The sequence below is a fragment of the Microbacterium sp. NPDC064584 genome (assembly GCF_040687315.1).
GTDB lineage: Bacteria > Actinomycetota > Actinomycetes > Actinomycetales > Microbacteriaceae > Microbacterium > Microbacterium lacus.
Window position 1 is genome coordinate 88,983 of the sequence record NZ_JBFBMZ010000003.1, and the last position, 17,969, is coordinate 106,951.

Consider the following 17,969-nt stretch of genomic DNA (forward strand, 5'->3'; position numbering starts at 1 on the left):
CCTACGCGGGCTGCAGACCGATCGCGACATCGGTGGGCGCGACGGGCGCGGGCAGCGCCGTCTCGCCCATCAGGTAGCGGTCCACGTGCGCGGCGGCCGCGCGGCCCTCCGCGATCGCCCAGACGATGAGCGACTGACCGCGACCGGCGTCGCCGGCGACGAACACGCCGGGCGTGGTCGTCTGGTAGTCCTCCGCGCGCTCGAGATTCCCGCGCGACGTGAACTGCGCACTCAGCTGGTCCTCGAGGTGCGCGCGCTCGGGACCGGTGAAGCCCATCGCGATCAGCACGAGGTCGGCCGGGATCTCGCGCTCGGTCCCGCTCTTGGGGACGCGGCGTCCGTCGACGAACTCGGTCTCGGCCACACGCAGGGCGCGCACCTCGCCCGCGTCGTTGCCGAGGAACTCGACGGTCGAGGCCAGGTATGCGCGCTCGCCGCCCTCTTCGTGGGCGGAGCTCACTTCGAACAGCAGCGGGGCCATCGGCCACGGCTGGTTGTCGGGGCGGGTGCCGGGAGGCTGCTTTCCGATCGCCAGGTTCGTCACGCTCAGGGCGCCGTGGCGATGCGCGGTCCCGATGCAGTCCGCACCGGTGTCGCCGCCGCCGATCACGACGACGTGCTTGCCCTCGGCGGTGATCTGACTCGGCACCGCGTCGCCCGCCGTGGCCTTGTTCGACTCCACGAGGTACTCCATCGCGAAGTGCACGCCGTCGAGATCCCGGCCGGGGATCGGGAGCTCCCGCGGCACGGTCGCACCGGTCGCGACGACGACAGCGTCGTACCGGGCGCGCAGGTCGCTCCAGGAGATGTCCTTGCCGATCTCGACCCCCGCGCGGAAGCGGGTGCCTTCGTCCTGCATCTGACGCAGGCGCGACTCGAGGTGGCGCTTCTCCATCTTGAAGTCCGGGATGCCGTACCGGAGGAGTCCGCCGATGCGATCGTCCCGCTCGAAGACGGCGACGGTGTGACCCGCGCGCGTGAGCTGCTGGGCGGCGGCGAGTCCCGCGGGACCCGAGCCGACGACCGCGACGGTCTTGCCGGTGAGGCGTCCCGGCGGCTCGGGCTCGACCCAGCCGTTCGCGAAGGCCTCGTCGATGATCGAGACCTCGATCTGCTTGATCGTGACCGCCGGCTGGTTGATCCCGAGCACGCACGAGCTCTCGCAGGGCGCGGGGCACAGGCGCCCGGTGAACTCCGGGAAGTTGTTCGTCGCGTGCAGTCGCTCGATCGCGGAGCGACCCTCGCCGCGCCACGTCAGGTCGTTCCACTCGGGGATGAGGTTGCCCAGCGGACACCCCTTGTGGCAGAACGGGATGCCGCAGTCCATGCAGCGGCCGGCCTGGCGCCGCAGCACGGCGGAATCGCCCGGCTCGTACACCTCTTTCCAGTCCATGATGCGGACGGGAACGGGACGACGGGGCGGCAGCTCGCGGTCCGTCACCTTCAGAAAGCCCTTGGGGTCAGCCACCGGTCACCTCCAGGATGCGGGTCCAGACGACGTCGCCGTCGGGGTCCAGCCCCTCGGCCAGCGCCTCCTGGCGGGTCTGCAGAACGGCCGCGTAGTCGCGCGGCAGGACGCGCACGAAGTTCTCGAGCTCGTCGTCGAAGTCCTCGAGCAGGCGCGCGGCCAGCGTCGAGTCGGTCTCGGTCCGGTGCTGCTCGAGCAGGTCGCGGAGGATCTCCGCGTCGCCGGCGCCGAGCGGCCCGAGCTCCAGCTCGCCCGACGCGAGCGCCTCGCGGTTGACCAGCTGCGGGTCGAGCTTGTACACGTAGGCGGTGCCGCCGGACATGCCGGCGCCGAGGTTGCGCCCCGTCGCCCCGAGGATCACGGCCAGACCGCCCGTCATGTACTCCAGGGCGTGATCGCCGACGCCTTCGACGACCGCGGTCGCACCGGAGTTGCGCACGAAGAAGCGCTCCCCCACGACTCCGCGCAGGAACATCGTCCCCTGCGTCGCGCCGTAGCCGATCACGTTTCCGGCGATCACGTTCTGAGACGCATCGAAGGTCGCGTCCCGCGGCGGTCGGACGACGATCTGCCCACCGGACAGGCCCTTGCCGACGTAGTCGTTCGAATCGCCTTCCAGGCGCAGGGTGATCCCAGCGGGCATGAACGCGCCGAAGGACTGGCCGGCGGACCCGGTGAGGTTGACCACGATCGACCCCGCCGGCATCCCGTTCTCGCCGTGTACGCGGGTGACGTGGTGTCCGAGCATCGTGCCCACCGCCCGCTCGGTGTTGCGGATCGGCAGGTCGAAGGACATCGTGCCGTTGTGGGCGATCACATCGCGCGCCGCCTCGATGAGCGGCACGTCGAAGTGCTCCTCGAGCTCGTGCTCCTGCGCGCGCGTGTTGCGCCGCGCCTGGTCGTCGCCGAAAGCGGGTCCGGTGAGGATCGGCGCGAGGTCGAGTCCACTCGCCTTCCAGTGCTCCACCGCGCCGTTGATGTCGAGGAGCTCGTGGTGTCCGATCGCCTCGTCGAGGGACCGGAAACCGAGCTCGGCCAGATACTCGCGCACTTCTTCGGCGATGAACTCCATGAAGTTCACGACGAACTCGGGCTTTCCGTTGAAGCGCTCGCGCAGAACCGGGTTCTGGGTGGCGACGCCCACGGGACACGTGTCCAGGTGGCACACGCGCATCATGATGCAGCCGGAGACCACGAGCGGGGCGGTCGCGAAACCGAACTCCTCCGCTCCCAGGAGCGCGCCGATCACGACGTCGCGACCGGTCTTCAGCTGGCCGTCGACCTGGACGACGACGCGATCCCGCATCCCGTTCAGCATGAGGGTCTGCTGGGTCTCGGCCAGGCCGAGCTCCCACGGCGTGCCCGCATGCTTCAGCGAGTTCAGCGGGCTCGCGCCCGTGCCGCCGTCGTGCCCCGAGACGAGGATCACATCGGCGAGGGCCTTGGCCGTACCCGCCGCGACGGCGCCGATCCCGGACTGGCTCACGAGCTTGACGTGCACACGCGCGCCGGGGTTCGCCCGCTTCAGGTCGAAGATCAGCTGCTTGAGGTCCTCGATCGAGTAGATGTCGTGGTGCGGCGGCGGCGAGATGAGTCCCACGCCCGCCGTGGCGTGCCGCGTCCGGGCGACCCACGGGTACACCTTCGTCGGCGGCAGCTGACCTCCCTCGCCGGGTTTGGCGCCCTGCGCGAGCTTGATCTGGATGTCGTCGGCCTCGGTGAGGTACAGGCTCGTGACGCCGAAGCGACCGGAAGCGACCTGCTTGATCGCGCTGCGGCGCTCGGGGTCCAGGAGCCGGTCGACGTCCTCACCGCCCTCCCCCGTGTTGGACTTCGCGCCGATGCGGTTCATCGCGATCGCCAGCGTCTCGTGGGCCTCTTTCGAGATCGAGCCGTAGCTCATCGCCCCGGTGGAGAAGCGCTTCACGATCGAGGACACCGGCTCGACCTCGTCGAGCGGGACGGGGGTGCGCACGCCCGTGCGCAGCGCGAAGAGGCCGCGCAGCGTCTTGAGTTCGGACGCCTGGTCGTCCACGAGCTTGGTGTACTCGCGGAAGATGTCGTAGCGCCGCGTGCGGGTCGCGTGCTGCAGACGGAAGACCGTGTCGGGATTGAACAGGTGCGGCGAACCGTCCCGTCGCCACTGGTACTCGCCACCGGTCCACAGCCGCTCGTGCGCACGCACGGCGGCGTCCTCCGGATACGCGTACGCGTGCCGGGCGGCGTTCTCGGCCGCGATCACGTCGAGGGAGACCCCGCCGAGCTTCGTCTCTGTGCCGGTGAAGTACGCGTCGACGAACTCCTGCGAGAGACCCACGGCTTCGAAGACCTGGGCACCTGCATAGGAGGACACGGTGGAGATGCCCATCTTCGACATGATCTTCAGCACGCCCTTGCCGAGGGCGTAGATGAGGTTCTTGACGGCCTTCTGCGGGGTGATCCCGGTGATGTAGCCGGCGCGGACCAGGTACTCCACCGTCTCCATCGCCAGGTACGGGTTCACTGCGGACGCGCCGTAGCCGATGAGGGTCGCGACGTGGTGAACCTCGCGGACGTCGCCGGCCTCCACGACCAGTCCGCACTTCATGCGCGTCTGCTTGCGGATGAGGTGGTGGTGGACGGCGGCGAGCATGAGCAGCGACGGGATGGGCGCGAGGTCCTTGTTCGAGTCGCGGTCGCTGAGGACGATGAACTCCGCGCCGTCCTCGATCGCCTCGTCAACCTCGGCGCACATCTGCGCGATGCGCTTCTGCATGCCCTTGTGGCCGGCCTCGACGCGGTACAGGCCGCGGATCGTCACGGAGGAGCGACCCGAGAGCGCGGTGTCGATGTGCTGGATCTTCGCGAGCTCATCGTTGTCGATCACGGGGAAGTCCAGCGTCACCGAACGCGCGTGGTCGGCGCCCCAGGTGAGGAGATTGCGCTCCGGCCCGAGACCGAGGGCGAGGGAGGTGACGACTTCTTCGCGGATGGAATCCAGCGGCGGGTTCGTGACCTGCGCGAACTGCTGCGTGAAGTAGTCGAACAGCAGGCGCGGACGCTCGCTGAGAACGGCGACCGGCGTGTCCGAGCCCATTGCGCCGAGCGGCTCGGCGCCGTTCTGCCCCATCGGGGTCAGCAGGATACGCACTTCCTCCTCGGTGTACCCGAACGTGCGCTGACGCCGGGTGATCGAGGCGATCGGGTGCACGATGTGCTCGCGCTCCGGCAGGTCGGCCAGGCGCACGCGGCCGGCGTCCAGCCATTCCTGCCACGGCTCGAGCGCGGCGAGCTCGGCCTTGATCTCCTCGTCCTCGACGATGCGGCGCTGCGCGGTGTCGACCAGGAACATCCGGCCGGGCCGCAGGCGCCCGCGGCGCTTGATGCGTTCGGGCGCGAAATCGAGGACGCCGGTCTCGCTGCCGATCACGACGAGTCCGTCGGTCGTCTCCGTCCAGCGGCCCGGGCGCAGCCCGTTGCGGTCCAGCGTCGCGCCGACGAGCGTGCCGTCCGTGAAGATGAGCGCGGCGGGGCCGTCCCACGGCTCCATCTGCATGGAGTGGAACTCGTAGAACGCACGCAGCTGCGGATCGATGTCCGCCTGCTTCTCGTACGCCTCGGGCACCATCATCATGATCGCGTGCGGCAGGCTCCGACCCGTGAGGGTCAGCAGTTCCAGGACCTCGTCGAACGATGCCGAGTCGCTCGCGCCCTCCGTGCAGATCGGCAGGAGAGGCTCGATGTCGCCCAGGAGCTCCGACTCCAGCTGCGACTGACGCGCCCGCATCCAGTTGCGGTTCCCGTTGACGGTGTTGATCTCGCCGTTGTGGGCCAGCATCCGCAGCGGCTGCGCGAGCGGCCAGGACGGGAACGTGTTCGTGGAGTAGCGCGAGTGCACGACGGCGAGCTCCGAGGCGAAGCGCTCGTCCTGCAGATCGGGGTAGAACGGCTCGAGCTGGAGGGTCGTGACCATGCCCTTGTAGCCGAGCGTGCGTGAGGACAGCGAGACGAAGTACGCACCGAGCTCGGTGCGGGCGCGCTTGCGCAGCCGGAACGCGCGGCGGTCCAGTTCGATGCCCGACAGAGCGGGCGCGTCGCCGACGGCGGGCCGCGAGACGAACAGCTGCTCGAAGACGGGGCGCGCGTCGTACGCCAGCTTGCCGAGGTTCTCCTCCGCGGTCGGCACGTCACGCCACCCGAGGATCTGCAGGTTCTCGCTCGCGGCGATCTTCTCGATCCCTGCCTTTTCGGCCGCGCGCTTGTCGTCGTCGCGCGGCAGGAAGATCATGCCGGCGGCGTACTCCCCCACGGGTGGCAGGTCGAAGCCGGTCACCGCGCGCAGGAATGCGTCGGGCATCTGGGTGAGGATCCCCGCACCGTCGCCCGTGCCGGCGTCGGAGCCGATCGCGCCGCGGTGCTCGAGGTTGCGGAGCGCCGTGAGCGCCAGATCGATGATGTCGTGCCCCGCCTCGCCGCGGAGCGTGGCAACCATCGCCAGACCGCACGCGTCCTTCTCGAACGCGGGGTTGTACATGCCCTGTCGGGGCGGAAGCGCGCCGAACGCGTGCGCGTCCGGACCGTGCGTGGGAAGACCAGGGCTCGAAGCCATGCCAACCGTCCTCACATTGATGCTCACAACGGGACGACGTCGGCCCTGAACTGCGGAAGCTGAAGAGCCACCGAAAGAGTGGACTACTTCGCGGCGGGTGTGCTTTCAGCCGGGCTTGTGGCCTGGCCCGGGGCGGTTCCCGAGGTGACTTCGATCGTCTGAGGTTCGCTGACGTCGACGTAGTCGCCGGATTCCTGCGATTGTACCGTGCCTGCGGGGGACCATTCGCGGCCCGGCACGTACGGGGAGGGTTCGCGGCCCGGGTGGCGCCGCTTCTGGACGAAGAAGATGATCACGCCGATCACGACGCCGAAGATCGCCGCCCACACATTGCTGCGCAGCCCCAGGATGATCTCGCTGGGGTCGATGCGGATCGACTCCCAGACGATGCGACCGGCGCTGTACCAGATGAGGTACACGGCGAAAAGGCGACCCCACTGCAGGCCGAAGCGGCGGCCGACCCACAGCAGGACCAGCACGCCGAGACCGTTCCAGATCACTTCGTAGAGGAACGTGGGGTGGAACAGCGTGTCCGGAGCGAGTCCCTTCGGGAACGCCGAGTTGTCGGGGTCGATCTGCAGACCCCACGGCAGGTCGGTCGGCAGGCCGAACAGCTCCTGGTTGAACCAGTTGCCGAAGCGGCCCATCGCCTGGGCGAGGAGCAGGCCCGGCGCGAGCGCGTCGGCGAACGACCAGAAGCGGATGCCGGTCCATCGGCACCCGAGCCACGCGCCGATCGCGCCCCCGATCAGGGCGCCGTAGATCGCGATGCCGCCCTCCCAGATGCGGAAGATCGCCCAGATGTCGGTTCCGGGCCCGAAGTAGAACCCGGGGTGGGTGAGGACGTGGAAGATGCGGGCGCCGACGATCGCGAGCGGGACCGCGATGAGCGAGATGTCGATCACGACCCAGGGCTCGGCGCCGCGCTTGGTGAGCCGGTGGTTGGTCAGGAGCGTCGCGGCGATGATGCCGGCGATGATGCACAGCGCGTAGAAGTGGATGCGCAGCGGGCCGAGGTCGATGTAGCTGACGGAAGGGCTCGGGATGCTGGCCAGCACGCCGTGGAGCGCGCTCGAGGGGACGAACGTCATGCGTCGAGTCTAAGCGGGCAGGCCCGTGCCCGCGGAAAGCGCTCGGGCGGTCTCGCCGAGCCCGTCGAGGCCGCCGTCGCGCAGCGCCCGCACGAGCGCGGTGCCCACGATCGCGCCGTCCGCGTAGTCGAGCACACCGGCGACCTGGTCGGGAGTCGAGATGCCGATGCCCACGCACGCGCGCAGCGGACCGGTGGCGCGGGCGCGCATGCGTTCGACGAGGCGACGGGCGGCGGCATCCAATTCGGTCCGCTCCCCCGTGATCCCCATCGTCGAGACGGTGTAGACGAAGCCCGTGGAGGCGGCGACGATCATGTCCAGCCGCTCGTCGCTGGAGGTCGGCGCAGCGAGGAAGACACGGTCAAGGCCCGTCCGCTCGCTCGCGGCGATCCACTCCGCCGCCGAATCCGGTGTGATGTCCGGGGTGATCAGGCCCGCCCCGCCGGCAGCGGCGAGGTCGTCGGCGAAGCGGTCCACGCCGTACTGGGTGACGGGGTTCCAGTACGTCATGACGAGCACCGGCACGTCGACCCGCCTCGTGATCTCGCGGACGGCGGTGAACGTGTCGCGGAGGCGGAAGCCGCCGGCGAGGGCGACCTGCGTCGCCTCCTGGATCACGGTGCCGTCCATCACGGGATCGGAATACGGTGGACCGAGCTCGAGGATGTCCGCGCCGCTCTCGGCCAGCAGCACCGCGGCGTCGATGCTCGTCTGCAGGTCGGGGAATCCGAGCGGCAGGTAGCCGACGAACGCGCCGCGGCCCGCGGCGTGCGCGGCGTCGATCGCGGCGGCGACCCGGGAGGGTGCGCTCACAGTTCGGTCCCCTCGCCCTTGGCGGCCCCATCGGCGGCCGGTACGGCGACCGGCGAGCCATCCACGACGGTGTCGGCGTCGTACAGCTCGAACCAGCGCGCGGCGGTGTCCATGTCCTTATCCCCCCGACCGGAGAGGTTGATCGCGATGATCGCGTCGGGGCCGAGTTCGCGGCCGATGCGCAGCGCCCCCGCGAGCGCGTGCGCGGACTCGATCGCGGGGATGATGCCCTCTGTGCGCGAGAGGAGGCGCAACGCCTCCATCGCCTCGGTGTCCGTCGCCGGGATGTACTCGGCGCGGCCGATGTCGGCGAGCCACGCGTGCTCGGGTCCGACACCCGGGTAGTCGAGCCCTGCCGAGATCGAGTGCGACTCGACGGTCTGGCCGTCCTCGTCCTGCAGCACGAACGTCTTCGCGCCGTGCAGGATGCCGCGCCGGCCGCGTTCGATCGAAGCCGCGTGCCGCGGGGTGTCCACGCCGTCGCCGGCGGCCTCTACGCCGTAGAGGCGGACGTCCGCGTCGTCCAGGAACGCGTCGAACATCCCGATCGCGTTGGACCCGCCGCCCACGCAGGCGAAGACCGCATCGGGCAGGCGGCCGGCTTCGTCGAGCAGCTGCGCGCGCGCCTCTTCTCCGATGATCTTCTGGAAGTCGCGCACCATCGCCGGGAACGGGTGGGGTCCTGCCGCCGTGCCGAAGATGTAGTTCGTGGTCTCCACGCTCGCGACCCAGTCGCGGTACGCCTCGTTGATCGCGTCCTTGAGGGTGCGGGAGCCGGTCGTGACCGGGATGACTTCGGCGCCGAGGAGTCGCATGCGCGCGACGTTCAGTGCCTGGCGCTCCGTGTCGACCTCGCCCATGTAGATCGTGCACTCGAAGCCGAACAGCGCGGCGGCGGTCGCGGTCGCGACCCCGTGCTGCCCGGCGCCGGTCTCGGCGATCACGCGCGTCTTTCCGAGGCGCTTGGTCAGCAGGGCCTGCCCGAGGACGTTGTTGATCTTGTGGGATCCGGTGTGGTTGAGGTCTTCGCGCTTGAGGAAGACCCGTCCGCCGCCTGCGTGCTCGGCGAAGCGCGGCACTTCGGTGAGCACCGAGGGGCGACCCGCGTACGAGTGCAGCAGGCCGCGCAACTCCGCGTCGAACGCGGGGTCCGCCATCGCGTCCTCGTACACAGCCGTCAGCTCGTCGATCGCCGCGATGAGCGATTCGGGCATGTACCGGCCGCCGAACTCGCCGAAGTACGGTCCGGGTGCTTCGCGCAGACTCATGCTCCGGCCTCCAGGAACGCCGTCAGGGTCGCGACGGGATCCCCCGTCACGAGGGCTTCGCCGATCAGGACCACGTCGGCCCCGTCGGCGCGGTAATGCGTCACGTCCGCGGGGGTCAGCACCGCAGACTCTGCGATCTTGACCGCTCCAGCGGGGATGCGCTCCGCGAGACGGCCGAACAGATCACGGTCCAACTCGAACGTGGACAGGTCGCGGGCGTTCACGCCGATCAGGCGAGCGCCGACATCGGCCGCGCGGTCCACTTCCTCCGCCGAGTGCGTCTCCACGAGCGGCGTCATGCCGAGATCGACCGTGAGGGCGTGCAGGCGCTCCAGGGTCTCCTGCGGCAGCGCGGCCACGATGAGCAGGACGAGGTCGGCGCCGGCAGCGCGCGCTTCGAGGACCTGATACTCGGTGGCGATGAAGTCCTTCCGCAGCACCGGCAGCGAGACGGCACCGCGGACGGCTTCGAGATCGGCGAGGCTGCCCTTGAAGCGGCGCTGCTCGGTGAGCACTGAGATCGTCGATGCCCCACCCTGCTCGTAGAGCCGGGCCTGCAGTGCAGGATCGGGGATCGCAGCGAGGTCACCGCGCGACGGACTGGCGCGCTTGACCTCCGCGATGATCTTCACGCGATCGGCCGGGGCGAGGACCTGCAGGGCGTCGCGTGCCGGCGGTCGGGACAGGGCGTCCTTCTCGACAGCGGCCAGGGGCCGCTCCGAGGCGCGTGCCTCGGCATCCTCCACCGCGCCGGCCGTGAGGTCGGCGAGCATGCTCAATGCTCTTTCGGAGTGTACTTCGCGCCGCCGACGCCGTAGCCGGCCTTGGCCATGCCCCATCCGACCAGTGCGCCGACGACCACGAGACCTGCCGAGGCCCACACGAGCCACGCGAGGTCGAACCAGTACGCGAGCGTGCCGATCGCGATCGCCGCGAGCATGATGATGACGGCGGTCCACGCGGCGGGCGAGTGTCCGTGGCCGGGGTCGCCGATGGGGTTGCTCATTGTTTCCTCCGGAATAGCGCGGGTCTGCCCCAGTCTAGCGGGGTCAGCGGGGTTGCTCGGCGGCGGGACCCTCCGTCGGATCCGACCCGCGCGACAGGTCGTCCCACGAATCGATCGCGTCGAAGGGGCGGGATGCCGCGCGCCGGTCGCTGCCGGGCTGCGGTGCCGCGGCATCCGTGTCGTAGCGTCGCCCCGTGCGGTTCCAGCGGCGCGCGGTGGCGAGGACGAAGAGCCCTGCGGCGAGGAGGACCACGGACAGGACCACGGTGATCGTCGGCCACGGAGTCGGGAGCACCCGGGCGACGAGATCGTCGACGGAATCCAGGCCTGCGATGCCCGTCGCGGCGGTAACGGTCGATGCGGTCGCCGACACCGGGAGGGTGACGGCGATCGGCGCGCTGAGGACTCCGATGAACACGGCGATCGCGACCGTGAGCACGCCGAACACGTACCGCAGCACCGTGCCGACGATCGACAGCGCCCCCCCGAGTGCGAGGACGGCGAGACTGAGGGGTGCCAGGACGGGGATCGCGGCGGCGCCGGAGACGGTCAGTTCGTGACCGGACCCGTCGTCGAGGACGGCGACGAGCCAGGTCTGCGTGGAGGAGATGACGCCCAAGGCGCCGACCGCGAGGACGGTCAGGACCGAGAGGAGCCGGGCGCGGCGGATCACGGGTTCGCGCGGCCCGGGACCGGATCCAGGTCGTCGGCGTCGAAGCACGTGCGGGTGCCGGTGTGACACGCCGGTCCGATCTGGTCCACTTCGAGAAGGATCGCGTCGCCGTCGCAGTCCAGACGCGCCCCGCGGACGATCTGGATGTGGCCGGAGGTGTCGCCCTTGCGCCAGTACTCCTGGCGCGAACGCGACCAGAACGTGACGCGTCCGCTCGTGAGGGTCCGTCGCAGCGCCTCCCGGTCCATCCAGCCGAGCATGAGGACTTCGCGGGAGTCCCACTGCTGGACGATCGCCGCGACGAGTCCGGCTTCGTTGAACGCGACGCGGTCGAGCCGCTCCTGCAGGTCCTCGCCCATCAGCGCACCTCGATGCCTTCTTCGCGCATGGCGTCCTTCACGGCGCCCACCGTGAGCGCTCCGGAGTGGAAGACGCTCGCGGCCAGGACCGCGTCCGCCCCCGCGGCGATCGCCGGGGCGAAGTCCGATGCCTGTCCCGCTCCCCCGGAGGCGATCACCGGGACGCTGGAGACCTCCCGCATGAGGGAGACGAGTTCGAGGTCGAAGCCCGCCTTCGTCCCGTCGGCGTCGATCGAGTTCACCAGGAGTTCGCCCGCCCCGCGCTCGATCGCCTCGCGGGCCCAGTCCAGGGCATCCAGCGAGGTAAGCGTGCGACCGCCGTGGGTCGTGACGACGAAGCCGGAACGGGTGCCGGGCGCACGTGTGACATCGAGCGACAGCACGAGGACCTGCGCCCCGAACCGATCGGCGATCTCGTCGATCAGCTGCGGACGCGCGATCGCGGCGGAGTTCACGCCGACCTTGTCGGCGCCCACACCGAGGAGCCGCGCCACGTCGTCGGTCGAGCGCACGCCGCCGCCCACGGTGAGCGGGATGAAGACCTCTTCGGCGGTGCGCCGGACGACGTCGTACGTCGTGGCACGCTCATCGACCGTCGCGGTGACGTCGAGAAAGGTCAGTTCGTCCGCACCTTGCGCGAAGTACTCGCGCGCGAGCTCGACGGGGTCGCCCATGTCCCGCAGGTTGACGAAGTTCACGCCCTTCATCACGCGGCCCGCCGCGACGTCCAGGCACGGGATGACCCGGCACACGAGGGCCATGTCAGAGCCTCGCGTTGTGGATCGCCGACACCAGGATGGCGCGCGCGCCGATGCCGTAGAGCGCGTCCATGACCTGATTGACGTCCTTGCGGGGGCTCATCACGCGGACGGCCACCCACTCCGGGTCACGCAGCGGCGAGATCGTCGGCGACTCGATGCCGGGAGCGATCGCCACGGCGCTGTCGATGAGGTGCACGGGCAGGTCGTAGTCGATCAGGACGTAGCGTCGCGCGACGAGGACTCCGCGGAGGCGTCGCAGCAGGGTCTCGGTGCCGGGTGCGTCGGTCGGCCCGGCGATCAGGACGCCTTCGGACTGCAGGATCGCCGGCCCGAAGACCTCGAGGCCGGCCTGGCGGAGGGTCGTCCCGGTCTCCACGACGTCGGCGATCGCATCGGCCACCCCGAGGCGTACGGCGCTCTCGACGGCGCCGTCCAGCGGCACGAGGTCCACGGCCACTCCGTGCCGGTCCAGGAACGCGTCCACGAGGCCGGGGTACGACGTCGCGATGCGCACGCCCTCGAGGTCGGTGAGCTCGGCGAACCGCCCGGCGGGCGCCGCGAAGCGGAACGTCGAGCCCGCGAAGCCGAGCGCCTCGATCTCGCGAGCGCCCGGCATCCGCGCGTCCAGGAGGAGATCCCGACCGGTGATCCCGACATCCAGTGCACCGGATCCGACGTAGGTCGCGATGTCCTTCGGACGCAGGTAGAAGAACTCGACCTCGTTGGCCGGGTCGATGACGTGCAGGTCCTTCGGGTCCCGACGGCCGGTGTAGCCGGCCTCCTGGAGCATCTCGGAGGCGGTGTCGGCGAGCGACCCTTTGTTCGGCACGGCGATTCGCAGCATGACGGCGTGGTGGCTTTCAGATCGGTGGGGGTCGACGGGCGGGGTCTCAGAGATGTCGGTAGACGTCCTCGAGTCGCAGACCCTTCGCGATCATCATCACCTGCAGGTGGTACAGCAGCTGCGAGATCTCCTCGGCAGCGGCCTCGGCGGACTCGTACTCGGCCGCCATCCACACCTCGGCGGCCTCCTCGACGATCTTCTTGCCGATCGCGTGCACGCCGGCGTCCAGCTGCGCGACGGTGCCCGAACCCGCGGGCCGCTCATCCGCCTTCGCGGAGAGCTCATCGAACAGGGAGTCGAACGTCTTCACCTCCCCAGGGTAGCGAACCGCCGGGTGCGGTCGGCACCGGGAGCGCGTGCGGACTCAGTGCACGAGGATGCTGAGCAGGATCACGAGCGCGCCGAGGCTGATCGTCGACAGTGCGCCGAGGATCTGCAGCGGCCAGCGCCTGCCGTTGCGCCGGGCGTTGGTCCAGCCGATGAGTCCGAGCACGAGCAGACCGGTCAGGAGCGCCGCCGCATACGCGTCGTCCTCATCCACGAGGCCGACGACACCGAGCAGCAGCAGGAAGGCCGGCGGCAGCATGGCGACGAGCATTCCGACCGAGTGGCGCGCGGAATGCGCCAGGCGGTGCGAGAACGGCTTCGGGCCGAGCTCGGGGTGGGATCCCGCCGCGACGATCCCCGCGTACACGTGCGCGAGCCAGAAGACGATCATCGTGCCGATGACGTAGCCGAGGACTTCGGCGTCGTTGTCGTAATCGTCGCCGATCGCGATGAGCGCCGTGACCAGGACGAGTCCGTACACGCCGTGCTCGCCGGTGTACGTGCTCATGAGCCGGCGGGCGTGGTGGCGCATGCCGCGCGGCTCGGGCACGTCGGTCATGATCTGCTCGCAGCGCGGTGATGGTGCCGCAGCGCCGAGCTGCGCAGCGCGCCGATCGCGGCATCCGGATCGTCGGCGCCGAAGACGGCGGAACCCGCCACGAACGTGTCCGCGCCGGCCTCCGCGGCCTGGGCGATCGTCGATTCGCCGATGCCGCCGTCGACCTGCAGCCACACCGCCGAGCCGCGCTGGCGTGCCTGCTCGGCGAGCAGACGCAGTTTGGGCATCGTCTCGGGCATGAAGGACTGCCCGCCGAATCCGGGTTCGACGGTCATCACGAGGATCTGGTCGAATTCGTCGAGGACGTCGAAGAGCCCCTCCACCGGCGTTCCGGGCTTCACGGCCACGCCGGCCCGCGCGCCGATCGCCCGCAGGCGCCGGGCGAGCGCCACAGGCTCGGTCGCCGCCTCCAGGTGGAACGTGACCGACGCGGCACCCAGCTCGGCGTATTCGGGCGCCCACCGCTCGGGGGCGTCGATCATGAGGTGCACATCCAGGGGAACCGGGCTCGTGGCCTGGATGCGCCCGACCATCTGGGGCCCGAACGTGAGGTTGGGCACGAAGTGGTTGTCCATCACGTCGACGTGCACGAAGTCGGCTCCGGCGATGCGCGCGAGCTCGGCCTGCATGTTGACGAAGTCCGCGGCGAGGATGCTCGGGTTGATGCGCACCTCCGCCTCCACGGCACGGCTGAGGTCGGGGCGGTCGGCTGGGGTGTGCACGCGTCCATTATGGTCGAGCCGTGGACCCCATCACGGCGATGCTCGAGAAGGTGCTGGCCGAGGTGGCGTCAGACGGTTCGGGTGAGACCGCCGCCTACATCCCCGAGTTGGCGGAGGCGGACCCCGATCTGCTCGCCTTCGGGCTGGTGGGGCCGCGCGGGCGGGTGTTCACTGCGGGCGACGAGAGCGCGCCGTTCACGATCCAGTCGATGTCCAAGCCGTTCGTGCTCGCCCTGGCCCTCGAGCTGCACGGCCGCGATGAGGTGTTCCGGCGCGTCGGAGCCGAACCGAGTGGCGAGCCGTTCAACGCGATCAGCCTGGAGGCCCGGACCGGAAGGCCGGCCAACCCGATGATGAACGCCGGGGCGATCGCGACCACCGCACTGATCCCGGGGGCGGACGTCGATGAGCGCACGGGACGCATCGTGGGCATGATGTCGGAGTTCGCAGGACGCTCGCTGTGGATCGACGAGGCCGTTTACGCGAGCGAGTCCGCCACGGGTGACCGCAACCGCGCACTCGCGCATCTGCTGAAGTCCTACGAGATCATCCAGGGGTCGGTCACGGACGCGGTCGAGACCTATTTCCGGCAGTGCTCCGTGCTCGTGACGGTGCGCGATCTCGCCGTCATGGCCGCCACGCTCGCCTTCGGCGGCCGCAACCCCGTCACGCGCGACCAGGTCGTGTCGGAGCGCGTCGCCAGGGACGTGACCTCGATCATGGCGAGCTGCGGGATGTACGACTTCTCCGGCGAGTGGATGCTGCGCGTCGGCCTCCCGGCCAAGAGCGGTGTCAGCGGCGGGGTGATCGCCGTCGCGCCGTCGCAGTTCGGCGTCGCCGCGTTCAGCCCGCGCCTGGACTCGCACGGCAACAGCGTGCGGGCGAGCCGGATCGTCGAGATCCTCTCCGACCGATTCGGAATGCATCTGCTCGAGCCGCACGAGAGCATCGCCGCGCCCGGCATCGGCGTCGAGCAGAGCCCGGGCGGCGTTCTGGTGCGACTCGGCGGCGAGCTGGGTTTCGCCGGGGCGGAGCGGGTGCTCTCGATGCTCCGCGAGGTCGCCGCGGCGGCTCCCGAGTCGACGCTGATCACGGTCGACGTCGGCGAGCTCGCGCGGTCGCATCCCGCGGCGGTGACCGTGCTGCGGACGGAGATCGAGAATCTGGCCCCGCGCTTCCGACTGCAGGAGGAACCTGCGCGCGTCAGTGACGCCGCAGGAGCGTGATCGACATCGCGTCCGTGTTGTGACGGTGCGGCCACAGCTGCGCGCGGCCGGAGCCGTCGCTCTGCGGCGGCAGCAGCGGATCGCTCGCGGACAGCGACGTCACGACCGCGCGGGCATCCAGCTCCTCGAGCGTCCCGTCGAATTCGCGGCGCACCTCGGCGACGACTCCCGCCGTCTCCGCGAGATGCGGTGAGCACGTCACATAGGCGACGACGCCCCCGGGGCGCAGGCCGCGGACGGCAGCGGCGAGGAGTTCGCCCTGCAGCTGCGTGAGCTCGGGCACATCCGCCGGTGACTTCCGCCAACGCGCCTCGGGGCGCCGGCGCAGCGCACCGAGTCCGGTGCACGGAGCATCGACCAGAATGCGGTCGTACGCGTCTTCCCCGGCGCGGGTGCGGCCGTCCTCCTCGGAGACGGGGATGCCTTCCGGAATGCCGGCGACCGCCTGGCGGACGAGACCCGCGCGCGCGGAGGAGACTTCGTTCGCCTCCAACGCCGCGCCGCGGGTGCGCGCTTCCGCTGCCAGCAGCGCCGTCTTGCCTCCGGGGCCGGCGCACAGATCGAGCCAGCGCTCGCCGTCCGCGACCGGCAGCGCGTTCACCAGCGCGAGCGCGGCGAGCTGGGATCCTTCGTCCTGGACGCGCACACGACCTTCGGAGGACCGCACGAGTCCTTCCGGATCCCCGCCGCCGAGCCGGAAGCCGACCGGCGAGTAGGGCGTGCGCCGCGCGGCGTCGGGGATCTCGGCGAGTCCGGGAAGGGCGGCCATCGTGACGCGTGGCGAGGCGTTGTCCGCCGTCAGCAGGGCTTCGAGCTCGTCCGCGCGACCCTCGGCGGCCAGCGCTCGTCGGAAGGCCCGCACGATCCAGACCGGGTGCGAGAACACCAGGCCGAGACGCTCGTCGTCCGAACGGGCGCTCGCCGCCACGCGGTCCATCCACTCCCCCGGCGTGTCGCGCGAGATGCGCCGCAGGACCGCGTTCGCGAACCCCGCCGCTCCCCGGCTCCCTGCGCTGCGGGCGAGCTCGACGGACTCGTTCACCGCCGCGTGCGAGGCCACGCGTGTGGACAGCAGCTGATGCGTCCCCAGGCGCAGCGCATCGAGCACCGCGGGATCGATCTCCTGCACGGGCCGGTCCGCGGCGATGCGGATGACCGCGTCGTAGGTCCCCTGCCTGCGCAGCGTCCCGTACGTGAGCTCCGTCGCGAGACCCGCATCGGCGGTGTCCAGTGCGGCGCGGGCGATCGCCTTCGGCAGCAGCAGATTCGCGTACGCGTCCGATTCGTTCACCGCCCGGATCGTCTCGAAGGCCACCCGCCGTGACGTGTTCGCCGAGCTCACGCGTCGAACCTCGTCGCGGCATCCGCTCGTCGTCCACGCCACCAGTCCGCCGCCGCCATCGCGCTCTTGCCGGCCGGCTGCACGCGGTCGAGCGCGACCGGCGCGCTCGCCGTGCCGACGAGCACCTCGCGGGCGTGCAGAGTGATCGCCCCGGGCTCGAGGGCGACGTCGGCCTCCGCGGGCCGGGCGGCGAGGACCTTCACGCGTGCTCCTTCGATCGTCGTGTGGGCGCCCGGCTCGGGCGTGACGCCGCGCAGCCTCGCCAGCACGGCTGTGCGCGGTTCGTCCCAGCGGATGCGTCCGTCTTCGTCGCCGAGCTTGGGGGCGGGCGTCGGCTCACCGGCCTGCGGGGTCGCCGTGGCCGTTCCCGCGGCGATCGCGTCCACCACGTCGCGGAGCAGGTCGGCACCCGAGCCGGCGAGGGCCTCGAGGACATCGCCGGCGGTCGCGTCCTCCGGGATCGGGTATCGACGCTCGGCGAAGACGTCGCCGGCGTCGAGTGCGGGGACCAGCTGGAAGACCGACGCGCCGGTCACCTCGTCTCCCGCCATGATCGCCCGCTGCACCGGAGCGGCGCCCCGCCAGCGCGGCAGGAGCGAGAAGTGCAGGTTGATCCACCCGTGCGCGGGCGTGGAGAGGAGCGGTTCGCGGACCAGGCCCCCGTAGGCGACGATCACCCCGAGGTCGGGCTCGAGCTCCGCGATCCGCGCCGTCGCACCGGCGTCGAGGCGGTCGGTCTTGATGACCTCGAGCCCGAGCTCGGTCGCGGTCCGCGCGACCGGGGACGGCGTCAGCACGCGCTTGCGGCCGATCGGCGCATCCGTGCGCGTGATGACGGCAGCGATGTCGTGCGGGGATGCCGCGAGGACGCGGAGGGCGGGCACGGCGGCATCCGGCGTGCCGGCGAAGACGAGGCGCATGG

17 protein-coding genes are annotated in these 17,969 nt (G+C 70.6%); 1 reads left to right on the plus strand and 16 read right to left on the minus strand.

The genetic code is table 11. The features are described 5' to 3' along the window. Position 1 precedes the first annotated feature (1 nt). The 14 genes from AB0P18_RS06590 to rpe all read right to left on the minus strand — a co-directional run bounded on the left by AB0P18_RS06590 (position 2) and on the right by rpe (position 14,479). Entirely contained in the window at positions 2-1,468 is a 1,467-nt protein-coding gene (locus tag AB0P18_RS06590) for a glutamate synthase subunit beta (RefSeq protein WP_363359430.1), read from the minus strand. Then, the gene (gltB, locus tag AB0P18_RS06595; RefSeq protein ID WP_363359534.1) at positions 1,461-5,981 is read right to left on the minus strand and encodes a glutamate synthase large subunit; all 4,521 of its coding nucleotides are present in this window, start codon (positions 5,979-5,981) and stop codon (positions 1,461-1,463) included. Before gltB ends, AB0P18_RS06590 begins: the two co-directional genes overlap by 8 nt. Before the next feature lie 158 nt (positions 5,982-6,139). Continuing rightward, a complete protein-coding gene (lgt, locus tag AB0P18_RS06600; protein WP_344053515.1) occupies positions 6,140-7,147 on the minus strand; it encodes a prolipoprotein diacylglyceryl transferase in 1,008 nt (335 codons plus the stop codon). A gap of 9 nt (positions 7,148-7,156) precedes the next feature. Next, positions 7,157-7,960, minus strand: a complete 804-nt coding sequence (trpA, locus tag AB0P18_RS06605) for a tryptophan synthase subunit alpha (RefSeq protein ID WP_344053517.1) — start codon at positions 7,958-7,960, stop codon at positions 7,157-7,159. Further along, positions 7,957-9,228, minus strand: coding sequence for a tryptophan synthase subunit beta (gene trpB, locus AB0P18_RS06610; RefSeq protein ID WP_363359431.1), 1,272 nt, complete (start codon positions 9,226-9,228; stop codon positions 7,957-7,959). The genes trpA and trpB overlap by 4 nt, the downstream gene beginning before the upstream one ends. Beyond that, positions 9,225-10,001, minus strand: coding sequence for an indole-3-glycerol phosphate synthase TrpC (gene trpC, locus AB0P18_RS06615; protein ID WP_363359432.1), 777 nt, complete (start codon positions 9,999-10,001; stop codon positions 9,225-9,227). Before trpC ends, trpB begins: the two co-directional genes overlap by 4 nt. 2 nt (positions 10,002-10,003) lie before the next feature. Then, positions 10,004-10,234, minus strand: coding sequence for a DUF6704 family protein (locus tag AB0P18_RS06620; protein WP_344053524.1), 231 nt, complete (start codon positions 10,232-10,234; stop codon positions 10,004-10,006). Positions 10,235-10,277: 43 nt separating this feature from the next. Next, positions 10,278-10,907 carry a Trp biosynthesis-associated membrane protein gene (locus AB0P18_RS06625; RefSeq protein WP_363359433.1) on the minus strand — a complete coding sequence of 210 codons (630 nt, stop codon included), beginning with the start codon at positions 10,905-10,907 and terminating at the stop codon, positions 10,278-10,280. Continuing rightward, positions 10,904-11,266, minus strand: coding sequence for a phosphoribosyl-AMP cyclohydrolase (hisI, locus tag AB0P18_RS06630; RefSeq protein WP_363359434.1), 363 nt, complete (start codon positions 11,264-11,266; stop codon positions 10,904-10,906). Before hisI ends, AB0P18_RS06625 begins: the two co-directional genes overlap by 4 nt. Continuing rightward, a complete protein-coding gene (hisF, locus tag AB0P18_RS06635; RefSeq protein ID WP_363359435.1) occupies positions 11,266-12,027 on the minus strand; it encodes an imidazole glycerol phosphate synthase subunit HisF in 762 nt (253 codons plus the stop codon). The genes hisI and hisF overlap by 1 nt, the downstream gene beginning before the upstream one ends. Before the next feature lies 1 nt (position 12,028). Next, positions 12,029-12,871, minus strand: a complete 843-nt coding sequence (gene hisG / locus AB0P18_RS06640; protein ID WP_344053532.1) for an ATP phosphoribosyltransferase — start codon at positions 12,869-12,871, stop codon at positions 12,029-12,031. A 46-nt stretch (positions 12,872-12,917) separates the two neighbouring features. Further along, a complete protein-coding gene (locus AB0P18_RS06645) occupies positions 12,918-13,181 on the minus strand; it encodes a phosphoribosyl-ATP diphosphatase (protein WP_344053534.1) in 264 nt (87 codons plus the stop codon). Between the two features lie 54 nt (positions 13,182-13,235). Continuing rightward, on the minus strand, positions 13,236-13,757 hold the full coding sequence (locus tag AB0P18_RS06650) for a hypothetical protein (RefSeq protein WP_363359436.1): 522 nt from the start codon (positions 13,755-13,757) through the stop codon (positions 13,236-13,238). Continuing rightward, a complete protein-coding gene (gene rpe / locus AB0P18_RS06655) occupies positions 13,754-14,479 on the minus strand; it encodes a ribulose-phosphate 3-epimerase (protein WP_363359437.1) in 726 nt (241 codons plus the stop codon). Before rpe ends, AB0P18_RS06650 begins: the two co-directional genes overlap by 4 nt. A gap of 20 nt (positions 14,480-14,499) precedes the next feature. On the opposite strand from rpe, the gene glsA reads away from it, so the two are divergent. Continuing rightward, a complete protein-coding gene (gene glsA / locus AB0P18_RS06660; protein ID WP_363359438.1) occupies positions 14,500-15,705 on the plus strand; it encodes a glutaminase A in 1,206 nt (401 codons plus the stop codon). Here glsA and AB0P18_RS06665 read toward each other — a convergent pair. Both AB0P18_RS06665 and fmt read right to left on the minus strand, forming a co-directional pair. Continuing rightward, positions 15,683-17,047, minus strand: coding sequence for a transcription antitermination factor NusB (locus AB0P18_RS06665; RefSeq protein WP_363359439.1), 1,365 nt, complete (start codon positions 17,045-17,047; stop codon positions 15,683-15,685). The two genes, glsA and AB0P18_RS06665, sit on opposite strands and share 23 nt — an antisense overlap. Further along, positions 17,044-17,967 carry a methionyl-tRNA formyltransferase gene (gene fmt / locus AB0P18_RS06670; RefSeq protein ID WP_363359440.1) on the minus strand — a complete coding sequence of 308 codons (924 nt, stop codon included), beginning with the start codon at positions 17,965-17,967 and terminating at the stop codon, positions 17,044-17,046. Before fmt ends, AB0P18_RS06665 begins: the two co-directional genes overlap by 4 nt. Between the last annotated feature and the right edge of the window lie 2 nt (positions 17,968-17,969).